Source organism: Amycolatopsis samaneae, assembly GCF_039541975.1.
GTDB classification, from domain to species: Bacteria; Actinomycetota; Actinomycetes; order Mycobacteriales; family Pseudonocardiaceae; genus Amycolatopsis; species Amycolatopsis samaneae.
On the sequence record NZ_BAABHG010000002.1, the window covers coordinates 788,816 to 807,128 of the forward strand.

General features: G+C 72.8%; 15 protein-coding genes and 1 pseudogene. 9 read left to right on the forward strand and 7 right to left on the reverse strand.

The genetic code is table 11. The annotated features are described in order from the left end of the window. Positions 1-26: 26 nt before the first annotated feature. From recA to ABD987_RS06955, 3 genes are all read right to left on the reverse strand, one after another. Positions 27-1,067 (reverse strand): recombinase RecA, encoded by a 1,041-nt coding sequence (gene recA / locus ABD987_RS06945; protein WP_345388191.1) that lies wholly within the window; start codon positions 1,065-1,067, stop codon positions 27-29. A 225-nt stretch (positions 1,068-1,292) separates the two neighbouring features. Then, positions 1,293-1,487: a DUF3046 domain-containing protein gene (locus ABD987_RS06950; RefSeq protein WP_345388193.1), complete on the reverse strand. Its 195-nt coding sequence runs from the start codon at positions 1,485-1,487 to the stop codon at positions 1,293-1,295. 146 nt (positions 1,488-1,633) lie between these two features. Then, entirely contained in the window at positions 1,634-3,544 is a 1,911-nt protein-coding gene (locus ABD987_RS06955; RefSeq protein ID WP_345388195.1) for an Hsp70 family protein, read from the reverse strand. A gap of 225 nt (positions 3,545-3,769) precedes the next feature. Between ABD987_RS06955 and ABD987_RS06960 the strand changes: the two genes are divergently transcribed. The 6 genes from ABD987_RS06960 (at position 3,770) to def (ending at position 13,418) form a co-directional block, all read left to right on the forward strand. Further along, positions 3,770-5,032: a four-carbon acid sugar kinase family protein gene (locus ABD987_RS06960; protein ID WP_345388197.1), complete on the forward strand. Its 1,263-nt coding sequence runs from the start codon at positions 3,770-3,772 to the stop codon at positions 5,030-5,032. Then, positions 5,029-6,054, forward strand: coding sequence for a 4-hydroxythreonine-4-phosphate dehydrogenase PdxA (pdxA, locus tag ABD987_RS06965; protein WP_345388199.1), 1,026 nt, complete (start codon positions 5,029-5,031; stop codon positions 6,052-6,054). The genes ABD987_RS06960 and pdxA overlap by 4 nt, the downstream gene beginning before the upstream one ends. Then, positions 6,051-7,340 carry an MFS transporter gene (locus tag ABD987_RS06970; protein ID WP_345388201.1) on the forward strand — a complete coding sequence of 430 codons (1,290 nt, stop codon included), beginning with the start codon at positions 6,051-6,053 and terminating at the stop codon, positions 7,338-7,340. The genes pdxA and ABD987_RS06970 overlap by 4 nt, the downstream gene beginning before the upstream one ends. Continuing rightward, on the forward strand, positions 7,312-8,127 hold the full coding sequence (locus tag ABD987_RS06975) for a DeoR/GlpR family DNA-binding transcription regulator (protein WP_345388203.1): 816 nt from the start codon (positions 7,312-7,314) through the stop codon (positions 8,125-8,127). Before ABD987_RS06970 ends, ABD987_RS06975 begins: the two co-directional genes overlap by 29 nt. Next, entirely contained in the window at positions 8,108-12,829 is a 4,722-nt protein-coding gene (locus tag ABD987_RS06980) for an ATP-dependent helicase (RefSeq protein ID WP_345388302.1), read from the forward strand. Before ABD987_RS06975 ends, ABD987_RS06980 begins: the two co-directional genes overlap by 20 nt. 88 nt (positions 12,830-12,917) lie before the next feature. Continuing rightward, a complete protein-coding gene (gene def, locus ABD987_RS06985; RefSeq protein ID WP_345388205.1) occupies positions 12,918-13,418 on the forward strand; it encodes a peptide deformylase in 501 nt (166 codons plus the stop codon). A 7-nt stretch (positions 13,419-13,425) separates the two neighbouring features. Here def and ABD987_RS06990 read toward each other — a convergent pair whose 3' ends face one another. The 4 genes from ABD987_RS06990 to ABD987_RS07005 form a co-directional block, all read right to left on the reverse strand. Then, positions 13,426-14,505, reverse strand: coding sequence for a GNAT family N-acetyltransferase (locus tag ABD987_RS06990; protein WP_378214058.1), 1,080 nt, complete (start codon positions 14,503-14,505; stop codon positions 13,426-13,428). A 103-nt stretch (positions 14,506-14,608) separates the two neighbouring features. Further along, positions 14,609-15,337, reverse strand: a complete 729-nt coding sequence (locus ABD987_RS06995) for a VOC family protein (protein WP_345388207.1) — start codon at positions 15,335-15,337, stop codon at positions 14,609-14,611. A gap of 62 nt (positions 15,338-15,399) precedes the next feature. After that, positions 15,400-16,167 (reverse strand): maleylpyruvate isomerase family mycothiol-dependent enzyme, encoded by a 768-nt coding sequence (locus tag ABD987_RS07000; protein ID WP_345388209.1) that lies wholly within the window; start codon positions 16,165-16,167, stop codon positions 15,400-15,402. Beyond that, a complete protein-coding gene (locus ABD987_RS07005) occupies positions 16,157-16,570 on the reverse strand; it encodes an SAV_6107 family HEPN domain-containing protein (protein ID WP_345388306.1) in 414 nt (137 codons plus the stop codon). The genes ABD987_RS07000 and ABD987_RS07005 overlap by 11 nt, the downstream gene beginning before the upstream one ends. Positions 16,571-16,920: 350 nt before the next feature. Here ABD987_RS07005 and ABD987_RS07010 point away from each other — a divergent pair, with 350 nt between their 5' ends. The 3 genes and pseudogenes from ABD987_RS07010 to ABD987_RS07020 all read left to right on the forward strand — a co-directional run. After that, on the forward strand, positions 16,921-17,442 hold the full coding sequence (locus ABD987_RS07010) for a YbaK/EbsC family protein (protein WP_345388211.1): 522 nt from the start codon (positions 16,921-16,923) through the stop codon (positions 17,440-17,442). Positions 17,443-17,447: 5 nt separating this feature from the next. Continuing rightward, the gene (locus ABD987_RS07015; protein ID WP_378214062.1) at positions 17,448-18,011 is read left to right on the forward strand and encodes a GNAT family N-acetyltransferase; all 564 of its coding nucleotides are present in this window, start codon (positions 17,448-17,450) and stop codon (positions 18,009-18,011) included. Between the two features lie 136 nt (positions 18,012-18,147). Continuing rightward, positions 18,148-18,313: pseudogene (locus ABD987_RS07020) on the forward strand (IS5/IS1182 family transposase); the annotation flags it as partial.

The following is an 18,313-nucleotide window of genomic DNA, read 5'->3' on the forward strand; positions in this document are numbered from 1 at the left end:
AACAGACCTCACCCACCCCACCCGGGTCAGAAGTCGACCGGCGCGGGTACCGCTTCGGCGTCGAGCTGCGGGCCGATGCCGAGCTTTTCCTTGATCCGCTTCTCGATCTCGTTCGCGATGTCCGGGTTCTCGCGCAGGAACTTCCGCGCGTTCTCCTTGCCCTGGCCGAGCTGGTCGCCCTCGTAGGTGTACCAGGCGCCGGACTTACGCACGATGCCCTGGTCGACGCCCATGTCGATGAGCGAACCCTCGCGGGAGATGCCCTGGCCGTAGAGCACGTCGAACTCGGCCTGCTTGAAGGGCGGGGCCACCTTGTTCTTGACGACCTTGACCCGGGTGCGGCTGCCGACCGGCTCGCCACCGTCCTTGAGCGTCTCGATCCGCCGGATGTCCAGGCGCACGGAGGCGTAGAACTTCAGCGCCTTACCACCGGTGGTGGTCTCCGGGGAGCCGAACATGACGCCGATCTTCTCGCGGAGCTGGTTGATGAAGATGGCCGTGGTGCCGGAGTTGCTCATCGCACCGGTCATCTTGCGCAGCGCCTGGCTCATCAGGCGGGCCTGGAGGCCGACGTGGGAGTCGCCCATCTCGCCCTCGATCTCGGCGCGCGGCACGAGCGCGGCGACCGAGTCGATGACCAGGATGTCCAGCGCGCCGGAGCGGATCAGCATGTCCGCGATCTCCAGGGCCTGCTCACCGGTGTCCGGCTGGGAGACCAGCAGCGCGTCGGTGTCCACGCCGAGTGCCTTGGCGTACTCCGGGTCGAGCGCGTGCTCCGCGTCGATGAACGCCGCGATGCCGCCGTTGCGCTGCGCGTTGGCCACCGCGTGCAGGGCGACCGTGGTCTTACCGGAGGACTCCGGGCCGTAGACCTCGATGACCCGGCCGCGGGGCAGCCCGCCGATGCCGAGGGCGACGTCGAGGGCGATCGCACCGGTGGGGATCGCGGCGATGGGCGCGCGGCCCTCGTCGCCGAGGCGCATGACGGAGCCCTTGCCGTACTGCTTGTCGATCTGCGCAAGGGCGAGCTCGAGGGCCTTGTCCTTGTCGGGTGCTGCTGGTGCCATGAAGTCCACCTCGCTGGTTGGAGCCTGTCGGGGCTGTTCAGTTCTGTTGTCGGGTCCGACGCTACGGGTGGGGACCGACAATTCCAGGCGCGACGCCCGATCTGTGGATAGCTGGTCCCGTTGTGGACAACACCCTAGACGAACACGTGTTCGAGGTCGGCAGCGACACACCCTTCGGCGGGGGTTTTCCTCCGATCCGTGCCCGCGGGCACGGACAAGCGCAGGTCAGCGCCGTTCCGGCGGGACGTCGAAGGCGGCGCAGACCTCGCGCCAGATCTCCTTGGCCGAGGTCCCCTCGGCCAGGGCCTGTTCGACGGTCCGGCCGCCGAGCCCGCTGAACACGTGATCCTTGGACAGGGTCTCGGCGCGGCCGGGCCCGAACTCCTCGGCCATCAGCCGCCGGAAAACCGTGATACGCATCGGCTCGATCCTAGGCGCAGCCCCGGCGCCTCCCCGGAGCGCCCCAATGTGGCATTGGGTGCGTTGGACGCACCCAATGTGGCGTTCGGTGCGTTGAGCGCACCGAACGCCACATTGGGGCGCTTGAGCCGCTGCCGAAGCCGGAGCTAGTCGCCGGGCTGGACGCTCTTCTCGAAGTAGTCGGCCAGCGTGCCCGCGGTGACGGCGGCGCCCTGATCGGAGTTGAGCTGGTAGATGAACCCGGCCAGCGGCCGGTCGCCCACCGAGAACACCAGCACCGCCGACGTCTTCCCGGCGGCCGAGGAGTACCGGCCCTTGAGCCCGTTGCCCGCCCAGTCCGCCTCGATCCGGTCACCGCCGGCCGAGGTCAGCAGCTGGTCGGTGTACTGCTTGAGCTTCTCCGCCGAATCGCTCTGCACGTAGGTCACCTGGGTGCCCGCGCGGCCCGGTGCCGAGCAGGTCGCCGCCGGGCCGAGGCTCTGGGCCGGCGCGGCGGGGCCGTTGCCCATGCCGGGCTTGCAGTCCCCGGTGTCGCCGATCTTCCCGGTGAGCTGGCGCAGGCAGCCGGTGAGGCCGGTAGCGTCGGCCTGCCCCGGGGTCCTGCACTGGTCGGCGGTGTAGGTGGTCGTCGACGGCGAGGCGAGGAAGTACACCAGCCCGCCCGCGAGCAGCACGGCCACCGCCGCGATCGCGATCCCGATGGTCAGCTTCTTCTTGTTCGCGGCCTTGCCGTCGCCCTTGCTCTCGCCCTTGTCCGCGAGCGAGTACGTCGGGAAGTTCGACGGCGCGGGCTGCGGGGACGCCTGCTGCGCGGGCCCGCCGGGCGGGAAGTTCGGCGGCGGGTACCCGCCCTGCTGTCCCGGATATCCCTGCTGCCCGGCGTAGGCGGGCGGTGGCGCGTACGGGCCGCTCGGCGGGGCGATCTGGTGCGCCCCGGTCCCGTTCGCGGCGACCTGGCCGTCGACGTTCTGGGTGCGCATGGACAACCCGTCGCGGGCGACGTGCTGGGCGCCCAGCGCGACCGCGGTCTCGGGCTGGTCGAGGCTGCCGGGGACGACGCCGAGCTTCTCCGCGATCATCGAGCCCACCAGCGGCAGCCTGCTCGACCCGCCGACCAGGTAGATCCCGGCGAGCCGGTCCGGGGAGAGCCCGGAACTGCGCAGGGTCCGCGCCATCAGCTCGACACTGCGCAGCATCGCCGGGCGCACCAGGCCCTCCAGCTCGCCGCGGGTGACCAGGACGTCGGAGAACGGCTCGGGCATCGGGACCTCGGTCTGCGGGTGCCGCGACAACGCCTCCTTCGCCGCCTTGACGTCCTCCTGCAGCGCGCGCCGGGTCCGCCGGTCCGCGGTGGACTCCGGGCGCAGCAGCCGCTGCCAGCGCTGCGGGTCCGAATGCGACACCTCCCGCCCGACGTGCACCATCAGCGCCTGGTCGACGTCGAGGCCGCCGAGGTCGGGGAGGCCGTCCTCGGCGAGCACGGTGTACCCGGTCTGCGTGGCACCGACGACCGCGACGTCGAAGGTGCCCGCGCCGAGGTCGTAGACCGCGAGCGCCTGCCCCGGCGCCAGCGCCTTGCCGGGGAACGAGGCGAAGTGCGCGGCGGCGGCCACCGGCTCGGGCACCAGCAGCACGTTCCCGCCGATCCCGGCGAGCCGGGCCGCCGAGAGCAGGACGTTGCGGCGCACCGGCCCCCACTGCGCGGGGTGGGTCAGCCGGACTTCGTCGGGCTGCTCGCCGCCGAGCTGCCGCGTGGTCTCCTCCAGCACGCGCCGCAGGATCGCGGCCAGCGCCTCAGTGACCGGCACGACGTCGGTACCGAGCAGCAGCGTCTGTTCGTCGATACGCCGCTTGGGGTTGGGCTCGAAGCGGGTCGGGTCGAGGCGGGCCCGGCGTTCGGCGTCGCGGCCGACCATGATCGTGCCCTCTTCGGTGGCGAAGATCGCCGACGGCATGTTGGCCGAGCCGTCCACCTCGACGACCCGCGGCGGCATGCCGTGCGCCGACAGCACCGCGACGGTGTTGGACGTCCCGAGGTCCACCGACAGGATCCGCACGTTCACTCCCCTTACCCAGCTCAGCACCCGTCCCAGTACGACCGGAAGGACGGTCGCGGGCGCTGGCGGTGATGCTCCCATGGGGACGGTCACGGTGCGTGCGGACCCGGCAAACTCGCCTTCACCTTGACGGACAGGTCACCCTCGGCGCAGGATGTCTGCGCAGTACGCGCAACAGAGTTGCGCAGACTGCGCAACTTCACTGCCGAAGTCCCGGGAGCCGCCGTGCCGAAACTGCTCGTCCTCGGCGACGACCTGACCGGCAGCAACGCCACCGGCGCGCTGTACGCGCGCTTCGGTCTCCGCGCGGTTTCGGTGAGCGCGCCACTCACTCCGTCCTCCCCGTGCGTGCGCGCCGACAGCGGGATCGACGCGCTGGTGGTCAATCTCGGCACCCGGCACGCCGACCCGGCGCGGGCCATGGCCGCCGTGCGCGCCGCGATCGAGCTGGCCGGGCCGGTGGAGCTGACCGTCAAACGCGTCGACACCACCCTGCGCGGCAACGTCGGCGCCGAAACCGAGGCCGTCCTCGACGCGGCCCCGGCCGCCCGTGCCCTGGTCGTGCCCGCCTTTCCCGACGCGGGCCGGGTCACTCTCGGCGGCCTGCACCTCGTCGACGGCAAGCCGCTCGCGGAAAGCCCGGCGGCCCGCGACCCGCTGACCCCGGTGCGCTCGTCCCGGATCCGCACCCTGCTCGGCCCGGCGGGCGGGCGCACGGTCACCGAGCTCTCGCTGGACGTCGTCGAGTCCGGAGTGGACGGTGTGGCCGGCGCGCTGCGCGAAGCGGGCGAAATCGTCGTGTGCGACGCGACCACGAACCGGCACTTGAGCACGATCGCGCGGGCGGCCGCGCGGCTGACCACCGAGGACGGGACGCGCTGGGTTTCGGTGGACTCCGGCCCGTTCGGCGTCCGGCTCGCCGCGGCGCTGGGCCTGGCGCCCGGGCGCGGCGAGGTCCCGCCGGTGCTCGCCGTGGTCGGCAGCATCACCGCGCGGACGCGGGACCAGCTGACCGAAACCGAGCAGGTGCTGGACGCGCGCTACGTCGACGTCTCCTCCGATCGCCCGGATCCCGGGGAGATCGCCGACGGCGTCGGCGCGCTGCTCGCCGCCGGGCACCGCGTCGTCGGCATCCGCGCGGTCCCGCCCGCGCCCGGTGTCCCGGCGGATCCGGTGGTCGCGGCCCGGCTCCCGGCCGTGCTGGCCGAGGCGGCCCGGCTGGCGCTGGCCCGGCACCCCGTCGGCGCGCTGTACGCCAGCGGCGGCGACATCGCCGTCGAGGTCACCAAGGCGCTGGGCGCGGACGGCTTCGAGATCGACACCGAGATCCTTCCGCTCGCCGTCGCCGGGCGGCTGGTCGGCGGGCCGTTCGCCGGGCTCCCGTTCGCCACCAAGGGCGGCCTGATCGGCGACGCCGCCGCGGCCGTGCAGTGCCTCGAACACCTCAACTACGTCCTCGCCACCCACCCCGGAAGGAAACCGTCTTGAGCGAGAAACCCATCCTGGCCGTCACCCTGGGCGACCCCGCCGGTATCGGACCGGAGATCACCGCCCGCACGCTGGCCGAACCGGAGTCCGGACAGCTCGCGCGCGGTCTCGCCGTCGGCGACGCTCCGGTGCTGCGCCGCGCGGTCTCCCTGCTGGGGCTGGATGTCGAGGTCAATCCGGTGTCCACTGTGGAGGAAGCACGGTTCGAACCCGGTGTCATCGACGTCCTCGACCTCGGCATCGTGACTGAGGACCTGCCCTGGGGCGAGGTGAACGCGACGGCGGGTGCCTCCGCCGTCGCCGCGATCGAAGCCGCGACGAAGGCCGCGCTGAACGGCGAGGTCGCGGCGGTCGTGACCTCGCCGATCAACAAGGAAGCCATCTGGGCCGCCGGGTCGAAACACCTGGGCCACACCGAGATGCTCGGCGAGCTGACCGGCTCGACCAGGTTCAACACGATGTTCTGGGTCGCCGGGCTGAAGATCTTCTTCGCCACCAGGCATCTCTCCCTGCGCGAGGCGATCGAGAAGATCACCAAGGACAACATCGAGCACGCGATCCGCGAGGCATACACGGCGCTGGAGGTCTTCGGCGCGGACAAGCCGACGCTGGCCGTCGCGGCGCTGAACCCGCACGGCGGCGAAAACGGGAAGTTCGGCGACGAGGAGATCGTCGCGATCGCCCCCGCGGTCGAGGCCGCGCGCGCCGACGGGTTGGACGTCGTCGGCCCGATCCCGGCGGATTCCGTGTTCCACCAAGGACTTCAGGGCCGCTTCGCCGGGGTGCTCTCGCTGTACCACGACCAGGGACACATCGCCTCGAAGACCTACGACTTCGACGGGACGGTGTCGGTCACCGTCGGCCTGCCGATCCTGCGCACCTCGGTCGACCACGGCACGGCGTTCGACATCGCCGGCACCGGGAAGGCCTCGCACGGCACGATGCGCGCGGCGTTCCGCGCCGCGGTCGAGCTCGCGCCGTACGCGCCGAAACTGCCCGACATCTACCCTCCGACCCGATGACCACCGTGATTCCCCGCAAGCGCTGGGCGTACGTCATCCCGGTCGCCGTGGTCATGTACATGCTGGCCTACCTCGACCGCACCAACGTCGCGGTGATCCTGCCCTACATCGGCTCCGACTTTCCCCTGTCCGCCAGTGCGAAGGGGCTGGCCAGCGGCATCTTCTTCCTCGGCTACCTGGTACTCCAGATCCCCGCCGCGGTACTCGCCGCGAAGTGGAGCGCCCGCAAGACCGTGGTGCTGCTGATGATCCTGTGGGCACTGGCCGCGGTGCTGTGCGGGCTCGTGCGGACCGAGACGCAGCTGCATCTCGCGCGGTTGCTGCTCGGCCTGTTCGAGGGCGGGGTGTGGCCCGCGGTGCTGATCCTGCTGGCGTCGTGGTTCCCGCAGGCCGAACGGGCGCGCGCGAACGCGCTGTGGATGAGCTGCCTGCCGATCTCGGCGATCCTGATGTCGCCGCTGTCCGGGTTCATGCTCGATCACATGTCCTGGCGCTGGGTGTTCGTCCTGCAGGGGCTGCCTCCGCTGCTGTGGGCGATCGTCTGGTGGTTCACGGTGGCCGACCGGCCTTCGCAGGCACGCTGGATCTCCCGCGAGGAACGGGATCACCTCGAAACGACGCTCGCCGCCGAGGAGGCCGCGAAGCCGTCCGTGGCGAAGCAGGGCTACCGGCAGGCGCTGCGGAACAGGTCGGTGCTGCTGCTCATCGGCGTCTACTTCTTCTGGATCACCGGCTTCTACGGCTTCAGCCTGTGGCTCCCGTCGGTGGTGAAGACGATGACGGGCGGATCGGCGACCGCGGTCGGCTTCCTGTCGGCGATCCCGTACGTGCTCGCGCTGGTGGCGATGCTGGGCTGCGCGCTGTGGTCGGACCGCACCGGCAACCGGCGGCTGGCGATCACCGTGCCCCTGCTGGTCGCGATCGCGGGACTGCTGCTGGGCAATCTCGCGCACTGGCCGCCGGTGGTGCAGTTCGTGCTGCTGTGCGTGGTCGCGGCCGGGGTGTACATGCCGTACGGGCCGTTCTGGGCGGTACCGAGCCAGGTTCTCGGGATCGAGGTCGTCGCGGTGGCGATGGGCGTGATCAACGCGCTGGGCAACCTCGGCGGGTTCGCCGGGCCGTACCTGGTCGGCTGGCTGACCGACGTCACCGGCGCCGCGACCACCGGGTTCGTCGTGCTCGCCGCGTTCCTCGCGGTGGCCGCGGCACTGGCGTACTTCGGGCTGCGGCCCGGATCCCGCGCGGAAGAGGTGATCGATGTCCCAGCCGCGGCCGACCACTCGTGACCGGCGCGCGATGCTGCTCGACGCCGTCCGCGACGGCTCGTGCGGCATCGCGGAGCTGGCCGAGGAGTTCGGGGTCTCGGCCTCCACGATCCGGCGTGACCTCGCCTCCCTCGCCGGGGCGGGGCACGTCGTGCGGACCTACGGCGGCGCGCTCGAAGCCGGGCACGGGCTGGAGCGCAGCCTGCGGGAAAAGGACGCGAGCAACGCGGACGCGAAGGACGCGATCGCGCGCGAAGCCGCCGCGCTCGTCCAGGACGGCGAGATGGTGCTGCTCGACGCCGGGACGACGACCGGCCGGGTCGCCCGGCATCTCGCGCACCGCGAAGGACTCACAGTCGTCACCAACGGGGTGACGGTCATCCGCGCCCTCGCCGATTTCGACGGGATCGACCTCATCGTGCTGGGCGGGCGGCTGCGGCATCCGAACGAGGCGCTCCTCGGCGAGAGCGTGCTCGCCCAGCTGCGGCACTTCTCACCGGATCGGGTGTTCCTCGGCGCGGACGGCGTCGTCGCCGGGCGCGGGCTGTGCTGCCCGTCGCTGGAGCAGTCGCAGGTCAAGCACGCGATGCTGCACGCGGCGGAGTCGGCATACGTGCTGGCCGACCACTCCAAGCTCGGGCAGGCGCCGTTCTCGTACTGGGCACCACTCGATCGGGAGTTTTCGCTGGTCACCGACGCGTCGGCCGGGGATCTCGCGACGCCGTTCGCCAGGAGCGGAACGGTGCGGACGGCGGGCGGTGCGGAAACTGTCGGGGGTGCCGCGCAAGATGGAGGACGTGGCAGGTGACGTGCTCGACCTCTTCTCCCCCGCGACCAGCGCCTGGTTCGCGGGGGCCTTCGCCGCGCCCACCGCGGCGCAGCAGGTGGCGTGGCGGGCCGCGCACGCCGGGGAGCACGCGCTGGTCGTCGCGCCGACCGGGTCCGGCAAGACGCTGTCGGCCTTCCTCTGGGCACTCGACAGGCTGTCCGTGGAGCCGCCGCCCGCCGAGGCGCGGAAACGCTGCCGGATCCTCTACGTCTCCCCGCTGAAGGCCCTCGCGGTCGACGTCCAGCGGAACCTGCGGGCGCCGCTGGCCGGGATAGCGCAGGCCGCGCACCGGCTCGGGCTCGCCATCCCGGAGATCACCGTCGGCATGCGCACCGGGGACACCACCGCGGCCGAGCGGCGGTCCTTCGGCCGGACCCCGCCCGACGTCCTGGTGACCACGCCGGAGTCGCTGTTCCTCATCCTGACCTCGTCGGCGCGGGAGTCGCTGCGCGGCGTCGAGACCGTGATCGTGGACGAGGTGCACGCGGTCGCGGGCGGCAAGCGCGGCGCGCACCTGGCGCTGTCGCTGGAGCGGCTGGACTCCCTGCTGCCCAGGCCCGCGCAGCGCATCGGGCTCTCCGCGACGGTCCGCCCCGTCGACGAGGTGAGCGCGTTCCTCGCGGGTGGCCGCCCGGTCACCGTCGTACAGCCGAAGCTGGCGAAGACGATCGAGGTGCGGGTCGAGGTGCCGGTCGAGGACATGGGCAACCTCGACGCGCCCTCGTCCCCGATGGCGGAGCTGGACGCGCTCGAACCGCATCCGCCCGGCGAGATCGCGCCCGGCGGGCTCGGGACGATGGAGGAGATCAGCGGGAACCCGGTCCAGCGGGCGTCGATCTGGCCCGCGGTCGAGGAACGGGTCCTGCGGCTGATCCGGGCGCACCGGTCGACGATCGTGTTCGCCAACTCGCGGCGGCTGGCCGAGCGGCTCACCGCGCGGCTCAACGAACTGGCCGCCGAACAGACGGAGCTGACCCCGGCGGACAGCTTCCCGGCGGAGGCGATCGGGCAGTCCGGGCTCACCACCGGGGCGGCGCCGGTGCTCGCGCGGGCCCACCACGGGTCGATGTCGCGGGAGCAGCGCACCCACGTCGAGGAGGACCTGAAGTCCGGCAGGCTCCCGTGCGTGGTAGCGACGTCCTCACTGGAGCTGGGCATCGACATGGGCGCGGTCGATCTGGTGGTGCAGATCGAGGCGCCGCCCACGGTCGCCTCCGGGCTGCAGCGGGTCGGCAGGGCCGGGCACCAGGTGGGCGCGGTGTCCTCCGGGGTGATGTTCCCGAAGTTCCGCGGCGACCTGGTGTCCTGCGCGGTGGTCGCAGAGCGGATGTCCGCCGGGGCGATCGAGGCGGTGCGCTATCCCCGCAATCCGCTCGACGTGCTGGCCCAGCACGTCGTGTCGATGGTCGCGCTCGAACCGTGGGCGGTCACCGAGCTGGCCGCGCTGGTCCGGCGCGCGGCGCCGTTCACCGCGCTGCCCGACGACGCGCTGCACGCGGTGCTCGACATGCTGGCCGGCCGGTACCCGAGCGAGGAGTTCGGCGAGCTGCGCGCGCGGATCACCTGGGACAGGATCGCCGGTGAGCTGCGCGGGCGGCCGGGTTCGCAGCGGCTCGCGGTCACCTCCGGCGGCACCATCCCCGACCGCGGCCTGTTCACCGTGATGACCCCGGGCACCGACGGCAAGCCCGGGTCGCGCGTGGGCGAGTTCGACGAGGAGATGGTCTACGAGTCCCGGGTGGGTGACACCATCCTGCTCGGCACGTCGTCCTGGCGGATCACCGAGATCACCCATGACAGGGTGATCGTGGTGCCCGCGCCCGGCGAGCCGGCGCGGATGCCGTTCTGGAAGGGGGACGCGCCGGGCCGTCCGCTGGAACTGGGTCGGGCACTGGGGAAGTTCGTCCGCGAACTGTCCACATCGGACACCGAGAAGGCGGCGGAGCGCGCGGCGGCCGCCGGGCTGGACGAGCGGGCGAGCAGCAATCTGCTCGGCTACCTTGCCGAGCAGAAGGCGGCCACCCGGCACGTGCCGAACGACCGCGTGATCCTGCTGGAGCGCTACCGCGACGAGTTGGGCGACTGGCGGATCGTCCTGCACTCCCCCTTCGGCGCGCAGGTGAACGCGCCGTGGGCGCTGGCGATCGCGGCCCGGCTGCGGGAAAGCAGCGGTGTCGACGCGCAGGTGGCCCACTCCGACGACGGGATCGTGCTGCGGCTGCCGGACGCGCTGGACGCCGACGGCGCGGAGGTCACCATCGGCGCGGACGACGTCCTGCTGGATCCCGACGAGGTCGAGCAGCTGATCGTCACCGAGGTCGGCGGCTCGGCGGTGTTCGCGGCCCGCTTCCGGGAATGCGCGGCCCGGTCGCTGCTGCTGCCCCGCCGCGATCCCCGGCGGCGGACGCCGTTGTGGCAGCAGCGGCAGCGCGCGTCGCAGCTGCTGTCGGTGGCCGCGAAGTACGAGCGGTTCCCCGTCGTGCTGGAGGCGATGCGCGAGGTCCTGCAGGACGTCTACGACGTGGGCGGCCTGAAGGATCTGATGGCCGACGTCCGGGCCCGCAAGGTGCGGCTGGTCGAGGTCGAGACGCCCTCGGCCTCGCCGTTCGCGCGCAGCCTGCTGTTCGGCTACGTCGGGATGTTCCTCTACGAGACCGACGCCCCGCTGGCCGAGCGGCGCGCGGCGGCGTTGTCGCTGGATTCGGCGCTGCTGGCCGAACTGCTGGGCACCGAGGCGATCCGCGAACTGCTCGACCCGGCCGCGGTCGCCGAGGTCGAGCGCTCGTTGCAGCGGCGGGATCCCGACCGGAAGGCGCGGTCGGCCGAGGACGCCGCGGACCTGCTGCGGTTCCTCGGCGATCTGTCCACTGTGGAGGCCGCGGAGCGCGGTGTCGAGCCGGAGTGGCTGGCCGAACTCGAAGCGGCACGGCGGGCGATCCGGGTCCGGATCGGCGGCGAGGAGCGCTATCTCGCCATCGAGGACGCCGGACGGGTGCGCGACGCGCTGGGCGCGGCGCTGCCGGTGGGCGTGCCCGAGGCGTTCACCGAGCCGGTCGAGGATCCACTGGGTGATCTCCTGTCCCGCTACGCCCGGATCCGCGGCCCGTTCCCGGCGAAGCAGGCGGCCGAGCGGTTCGGCCTCGGCACGGCGGTCGTCACCGGCGTGCTGGACAGGCTGACCGGGCAGGGCAGGCTCGTCCGCGGCGAACTGAGCCCGCTCGGGCATCCGGACACGCACGGCGCTGGTGTCGAATACTGCGACGCCGCCGTGCTGCGGCGGCTGCGACGCGCCTCGCTGGCGAAGCTGCGCGCTGAGGTCGAGCCGGTCGAACCCGCGGCGCTCGGGCGTTTCCTCCCGTCCTGGCACGGCATCGGCGGCCGGGTGCGGTCGGCGCCGACGGCGGATGACGTGCTGTCCGTGGTCGAACAACTGGCCGGGGCACCGCTCCCGGCCAGCGCGGTGGAGTCGCTGATCCTGCCCAGCAGGCTGCCCGGCTACTCCCCCGCGCTGCTCGACGAGCTGACCACCGCGGGCGAGGTCACCTGGTGTGGCTGCGGGGCGCTGTCCGGCGGGGACGGCTGGCTCGCGCTGGCGCCCACCGACGTCGCCGACCTGCTGCTGCCCGAGGTCGAGGAAACCCGGCCGGAATCGCCACTGCACGAGGCCATTGTGTCCACTTTGGAGGGTGGGGCGCTGTTCTTCCGGCAGCTGGTGGACCGGGTCACGCCCCGGCTGGAGGCGCCACCGGCCGACGGCGAGGTCGTGGCGGCGCTGTGGGATCTGGTCTGGGCCGGGCTGGTCACCGGCGACACCCTCGGCCCCCTGCGCGCGCAGGTCGCCGGGCACGGCGCGCACAAACCCCGGCGCCAGGCACCCCGCGGCCGGTACGCGCGGCTGCGCGCGGGCCGCCCGCAGATGCCGTCCCGGTCCGGGCCGCCGACCGTCGCCGGGCGCTGGGCGCTCACCCCGGCCCGCGAGGCCGATCCGACCCGCCGCGCGCACGCGCGCACCGAGGCCTTCCTCGAACGGCACGGGGTGCTCACCCGCGGCGCGCTCGACACCGAACGCGTCACCGGCGGGTTTTCCGGGATCTACAAGGTGTTGCGGGGCATGGAGGACACCGGCCAGGTGGTCCGGGGCTACGTCGTCGAAGGGCTCGGCGCCGCGCAGTTCGCCGCCAAGGGCGCGGTCGACCGGCTGCGCGCGCTGTCCGGCACGCGTGACCCCGCGGGCACCCCGCCGGGCGCCGCCTCCGCCGGGGGAAGTACGCCGACGGCGTGGAGTGCCGCCGACGCGGGCGGGAATCCTTCGGCGGTGGTGCTCGCCGCGGCCGACCCGGCCCAGCCCTACGGCGCGGCACTGCCGTGGCCCGCGGCCACCGGGGACACGAAGCACCGTCCCGCCCGCAAGGCCGGGGCGCTCGCGGTCCTCGTGGACGGGGTCCCGGCGCTCTACGTCGAACGCGGCGGCCGGTCACTGCTGAGCTTCACCACCGAACCGGAGCCGCTGCGCGCGGCCGCGCGGGCGCTGTCCACCGCGGTCCGCGAGGGCTGGCTGGGCCAGCTCGCCGTCCAGCGCGCCGACGGCGAACAGGCCCTCACCTCCGAGCTCGCCGAGATCCTCCGCGAGGCGGGATTCCGTGCCACACCGCAGGGGCTGCGGCTGCGGGCCGCCTACTGAGCCACGCCCCACACCGGAGGACGGTGGTGCCCGGTGGGGCACCAGATGTCACTAGACTCGCCGGACATTTGGCAAAGGATGTTTGATCATGGCGATGCGCGAGTTGCGCTATTTCGGCGACCCGGTCCTCAAGTCGGTGTGCGATCCGGTGACCACCTTCGACAAGAAGACCGAAGCACTGGTGAAGGACCTCCTCGACACCGTCAAGCCCGGCGGGCGCGCCGGGCTGGCCGCCCCGCAGATCGGGGTCGGCCTCCGGGTGTTCAGCTACGACGTCGGCGGGCTCACCGGGTACGTGATCAACCCGGAGATCGTCTCGCTGTCCGAGGAAACCCACGAGATCGGCGAGGGCTGCCTCTCCGTGCCCGAGCTGTGGTTCCCGGTCCGGCGCGCGAAGCACGCCGTGGTGCGCGGGGTCGATCTGCGCAACGAGCCGATCGAGGTCGAGGGCACCGAGGTGCTGGCCCAGTGTCTCCAGCACGAAACCGATCACCTCGACGGGAAGCTCTACCTGGACCGGCTGCTCCCGGAGCGCAAGAAGCAGGCACTGCGCGAGGCCAGGGAAAAGGACTGGTTCTGGAAACGCTGAGACCCGCTCAGTCCAGCGGGATCCGCACCGCGCCGTCCTCGCCCGCGCGCTCGGCCCGCATCCCCGCGCGCCCCGCGGTCCGGATCAGCGCGTCGTCGCCGGGCAGGCACACCGCGGTGAGCCCGGCCAGCCGATCCGCCCTGGCGAGCACACCGAGCCGGGTCAGCAGCGCGGTACCGATGCCCTGACGCTGCCACGCGTCCTCCACCAGCAGGGAAACCTCCGCCGGGCCGCCCGCCACGTCCGGGATGAGCTGGCCGAGCCCGATCACTTCGCGGCCGCAGACCGCGAGCACGCTGGTCCCGCGCGGCGGCGTGAGCAGCCGGTGCAGCCATCTGCGCGGCACCGTGCGGACACCGGTGTGATAGCGGCGGAACAGCGTGTTCATCGAGCAGCGCCGGTGGAGTTCGGAAACGGCGTCGGCGTCCCCGGGAATTCCCTTGCGCAGCACCACCGCGGCGCCGTCGGGCCGGTCGAGCGCCACCGGGCCTTGGACGTTGTCCCGTACCGAGGTGAGCAGCCCGAGCAACGCGAGTGCCCGGGTGAGTTCGAGGTCGACGAACGGTGCCCAGTGCCGCCGCGCCACGAGCGCGAGGTCACCGTCGAGGGCGAACACCGCGCGGTGGCCGCCCTCGGTCCGGGCCGGATTCGCGTCGGGTACCGGGACCAGCGTGACGACATCGGCCGCGAGCACGCCCCGCAGCACTTCGGTGACCGCCGCGGGGACTTCCACCGCCCGCCGCGCCGCGCCGAGCACCGTCGCCGCCGGGTCCACGAGATCGTGCACGTCGGCGTCGACCACCGCCGAGCAGGCGCAGCCCTCCTCGCGCATCGCGTCGATCAGGTGCTGCCGGGGCAGCCCGGACGCCGGGCGCAGCACGATCTCGTCGAGCACGCCGCCCGGGACCGGCAGCACGGTCAGCCCGAGGATGTTGCACTCCAGATCGGCGAGCCGGATGGCGATCCTGGCCAGTGTCCCTGGCCGGTCGTCCATCCGGATCCGGATCCGCCACGCCGAGGACACGGGTACCGGCTGCTCCGCCACGACGCGGCGGAGCGGGTGGGGCAGAACTCGCGAGGTCTCCATGCCATCACGGTCCCCGCCGGTTGTTGCCGCGTCAGGACACTCTTGTTTCGCGCTTGTCAGTGTTCCGCGGGCCACGCAACCCGCGCGAAACACGGAACGGCGGTCAGCGGGCCGTCAGGACGCAGAACTCGTTGCCTTCCGGGTCGGCCAGCACCACCCACGGCACCGTGCCCTGGCCGACGTCGGCGGGTACCGCCCCGGCTCCGGCCAGCCGGGCGACCTCGGCTTCGAGTTCGTCACCGAGCACCGGCGCGACGTCGAGGTGCAGCCGGTTCTTGCCCCGCTTGAGGTCCCCGTTGCGCAGGAACTCCAGCCACGGGCCGGTGCCCGACGGCGCCCGGAGGCCGACGATCGCCTCCTCCCGGCCGGCGATCGGCCACCCCGTCGCGAGGGACCAGAACCGCGCCAGCGCCGCCGGGTCACGGGTGTCGACGACGATCGACGCCACCGCTCCCGAACGCGCGTACTGCTCGCGGGGTTCGAGCACACAGAACTCGTTGCCCTCCGGATCGGCCAGCACCACCCACGGCACCGCGCCCTGGCCGAGGTCGTGCCTGCGCGCCCCGAGCGCCAGCGCCCGCTCGACCAGCTCCGCCTGGTGTTCCGGCGTCCGGCTCGCCAGATCGAGGTGAACCCGGTTCTTCCCCGTCTTCGGCGCGGGCACCGGCACGAAGACGAGGTCCAGGCCCCAGCCCTCCCCCGCCGGGGCCCGGACGTCGATCTCGTCCGGTAGTTCCACCGCGACGCGCCAGCCGAGCAGCGCGGCCCAGAACCGGGCCAGTTTCCCGGGGTCCACCGCGTCCACGACCAGGTTCACCAGACGAGTGCTCACGCACGGCACGTTAGCGGCCACCACCGACAGTTCCCGGACATGCTTCCCCACACTCCGGGACCTCATCGGGTGGCGAGCCGCAGCAGCGCCCACAGCTGGGCCGCGAGATCGCGGCTGCCGTGCACGGACACCGCGTTCGGCGAGGCCCGGCCCCACAACCAGAGGTAGACCCGTTCGGGCCGCCCCGAGACGACGTCGTCGGCCCGCTCGGCCTCCTCCGGCGAACACCGCCAGGCGATCAGCTCCTCGGGACCGGCCCGCGCGATCCAGCTGTGCCCGCCGGTGAGCACGCCGACCGACCCCGTCCTGGTCCCGGCGAGCCCGAGCATCGGCAGCTTCTGCCCGAACCACAGCGCCAGCGCCTCGTCGATCCCGTCGATCGCGAGATCCTCCTCGATCGACGGCGACGCTTCCCCAGCGGCCTGCTGAGCGTCCGCCCGGTGCACAAGCGTCTCGTGCAGCATCCGGCGCCGCCAGAACCCGTACGTGCGATCCGCGGGCCACCAGGTGTCGGCGTGGGTTTCCGGGTCGTGCGCGGACAGTTCCTCCAGCAGCCCCAGCCGGGCGGCCGCGAAGTACTCCGCCAGCGACTGCCCTTCGCCAGGGTCGCTCTGCCACGCGTCCGGGCGCCTGCCGTCCAGCAGCCACCGCCGGATCATGCGGTACATGCTGCCGACGTGCCGGATCACCTCGCCGAGCGACCAGCCGGGGCACGCGGGCACCGGGGCGTCCGCCGAGGCGGTGCCCAGTGCCTCGCCGAGCACCAGGCTTTCGGCGGTCAGCGCCTCCAGGATCCGTTTCTGGTGGAGGACGCCGTACTCACGCGACATGGGCTTCCCCGGTGATCGGCAGGCCGTACACCAGGCGCCGGGCCAGCTCCAGGAACGCCGAGGCGGCGCGCAGCAGATCAGCGGCCAGCTCCGGGGTCACCCGGCCGGTGATCCCGGCCTGCGCGGCCGCGCGGGTGGCCGAATTGGCCGCGAAGAAGGCCGACCACTCCCGCAGCTCGGGAGCGACGGCGTCGAGCAGGACCCAGCCGCTGGCCGGGCGCGCCCGGCCCCGATGCGGGCGGCCCCGCGCGGCGAGCACCGCGGCGGCGCCGCGCAACGCGGCCAGATACGCGCCCACGAACCGCTCCGCGGGCTCGCTTTCGCGCTCGGCCTCGGCGAGACCGCGCCGGGCCTGTGCCAGCAGCCCGGCCGCCGCGGGCGGGGCGGGCGGGCGGAACTGCATCGGCAGCGTCGGCTGCCGGTTTTCGGTCGAAGACAGGGAATCCGCCGTGCTCTGGCGCCCGGCCACGGCACGGTCCGGAGTCAGTTCGGTGCCGCGCTTCCACTTAGCAGCGCCCTCTGCCGAAACGGACATGACGACCCTCCTCCTGCGTGTGAGCCCGGCGGTGCCCGGCGCCGAGACGCTTCCCCCGCCCCGGCGCCGGGCACCTGACCGGTGCGCGCTCACCAATGTCGAACGTCTGTTCGAACGATTTCCAGAGTAACCCCGGACGGGGCGTTCTCTCAACCCCGGTGGCGGATTCGGGGGCGTGGTGCACGACACCGGGAGCGGCACGTGATCTCATTAGGGTCATGAGCAGCCTCGATCACCCCGCCGTCGCCAAGGTCGCCGCCGCGCTCGCCGAGGCAGGCCAGGCCGAGTCGGCCGAGGGCATCCGGGTCCTGCCCGCCGAGGTCCGCACCGCGGCACAGGCCGCCGCGGCGCTGGGCGTCCCGGTCGCCGCCATCGCGAACAGCCTGATCTTCCGCGCCCGCACCGGCGGCGAGGAGACGGCGTTGCTGGCGCTCACCTCCGGCGGTCACCGCGCGGACACCGACCGGCTCGCCGCGCTCGCCGGCGCGGACGAGGTCGGCAAGGCGGACGCGGACTTCGTGCGCGCGCACACCGGGCAGCCGATCGGCGGCGTGGCCCCGGTCGGGCACCCGGCGAAGCTGACCACGCTCGTCGACACCGCGCTCGCGGAGCATGAGGTGGTGTGGGCCGCCGCGGGACACCCGAAATCGGTCTACCCCACCACGTTCGCCGGGCTGGTCGCGCTGACCGGGGGCACCCCGGCCGCGGTGGCCGGTGACGGGGAGGAAGGACGGCCGTGACCGCGATGTCGTCCCGTGTCGCCCGCTACGCCCGGCTGTCCGCGGACGAGTTCCGCGCCCGGCTGCCCGAGGCGCTGTCCATCTACGTGACCGCGATGCGCTACCCCGAGGGCACCGCCGAGCAGCGCGCGCCGATGTGGCTCACCCACGCGCTGCGCGAGGGCTGGCGATGCGTCGCCGCGTTCGACGCCGACGACGTCCTGCTCGGGCTCGCCTACGGCTACAAGGGCCGCGCCGGGCAGTGGTGGCACGAGCAGGTGCGGCATGGGCTGACGCGGCGCTCCGGCACCGCCGAGGCCGACCGCTGGCTCACGGACTACTTCGAGCTGACCGAGATCCACGTCCGCCCGGAGAACCAGGGCAAGCAGATCGGCGAGGACCTGCTGCGCAGGCTGCTCGACGACGTGCCGAGCGCGCACGTGCTGCTGTCCACTCCCGAGGGCACCAGCCGGGCCTGGAAGCTCTACCGCCGCCTCGGGTTCGCCGACGTGCTGCGGGACTACCACTTCGCGGGCGATCCCCGCCCCTTCGCCATCCTCGGCCGCGCGCTGCCGCTGGACCCCGCCTGAGCCGATCTGGCCCGCTCCAGCGCCCCGATGAGGTTTTCTCGGTAGGGGTGTGGGGGTCGGCGTGTTGGTCTGGGTAGGCGGAAAGCCTCTGCTAGGACTGGATTTCTTGACGATCTAGTCCGGAGCGGGGCTTTCCGTGATTACCTATACTGCCACGTTGGATGTGTCCGAGGATCTGGCCCACTACCTCGCCAGGCTGCTGCACGCCGAGCGCGTCCGGCGCGGCACCCGCAGGGGACGGCGGGCGTTGACCCTGTTCGTCCACGCCGTGCTGGTGCTGCGCTGGTTCCGCGACGCCACCC

What these genes read in the sequence shown, in the direction of transcription:
- recA (WP_345388191.1), bottom strand. Translation starts at nt 1,067, where the DNA reads ATGGCACCAGCAGCACCCGACAAGGACAAGGCCCTCGAGCTCGCCCTT.
- ABD987_RS06950 (WP_345388193.1), bottom strand. Translation starts at nt 1,487, where the DNA reads ATGCGTATCACGGTTTTCCGGCGGCTGATGGCCGAGGAGTTCGGGCCC.
- ABD987_RS06970 (WP_345388201.1), top strand. Translation starts at nt 6,051, where the DNA reads ATGACCACCGTGATTCCCCGCAAGCGCTGGGCGTACGTCATCCCGGTC.
- ABD987_RS06975 (WP_345388203.1), top strand. Translation starts at nt 7,312, where the DNA reads ATGTCCCAGCCGCGGCCGACCACTCGTGACCGGCGCGCGATGCTGCTC.
- ABD987_RS06980 (WP_345388302.1), top strand. Translation starts at nt 8,108, where the DNA reads ATGGAGGACGTGGCAGGTGACGTGCTCGACCTCTTCTCCCCCGCGACC.
- def (WP_345388205.1), top strand. Translation starts at nt 12,918, where the DNA reads ATGGCGATGCGCGAGTTGCGCTATTTCGGCGACCCGGTCCTCAAGTCG.
- ABD987_RS06990 (WP_378214058.1), bottom strand. Translation starts at nt 14,505, where the DNA reads ATGGAGACCTCGCGAGTTCTGCCCCACCCGCTCCGCCGCGTCGTGGCG.
- ABD987_RS07000 (WP_345388209.1), bottom strand. Translation starts at nt 16,167, where the DNA reads ATGTCGCGTGAGTACGGCGTCCTCCACCAGAAACGGATCCTGGAGGCG.
- ABD987_RS07005 (WP_345388306.1), bottom strand. Translation starts at nt 16,570, where the DNA reads ATGCAGTTCCGCCCGCCCGCCCCGCCCGCGGCGGCCGGGCTGCTGGCA.
- ABD987_RS07010 (WP_345388211.1), top strand. Translation starts at nt 16,921, where the DNA reads ATGAGCAGCCTCGATCACCCCGCCGTCGCCAAGGTCGCCGCCGCGCTC.
- ABD987_RS07015 (WP_378214062.1), top strand. Translation starts at nt 17,448, where the DNA reads ATGTCGTCCCGTGTCGCCCGCTACGCCCGGCTGTCCGCGGACGAGTTC.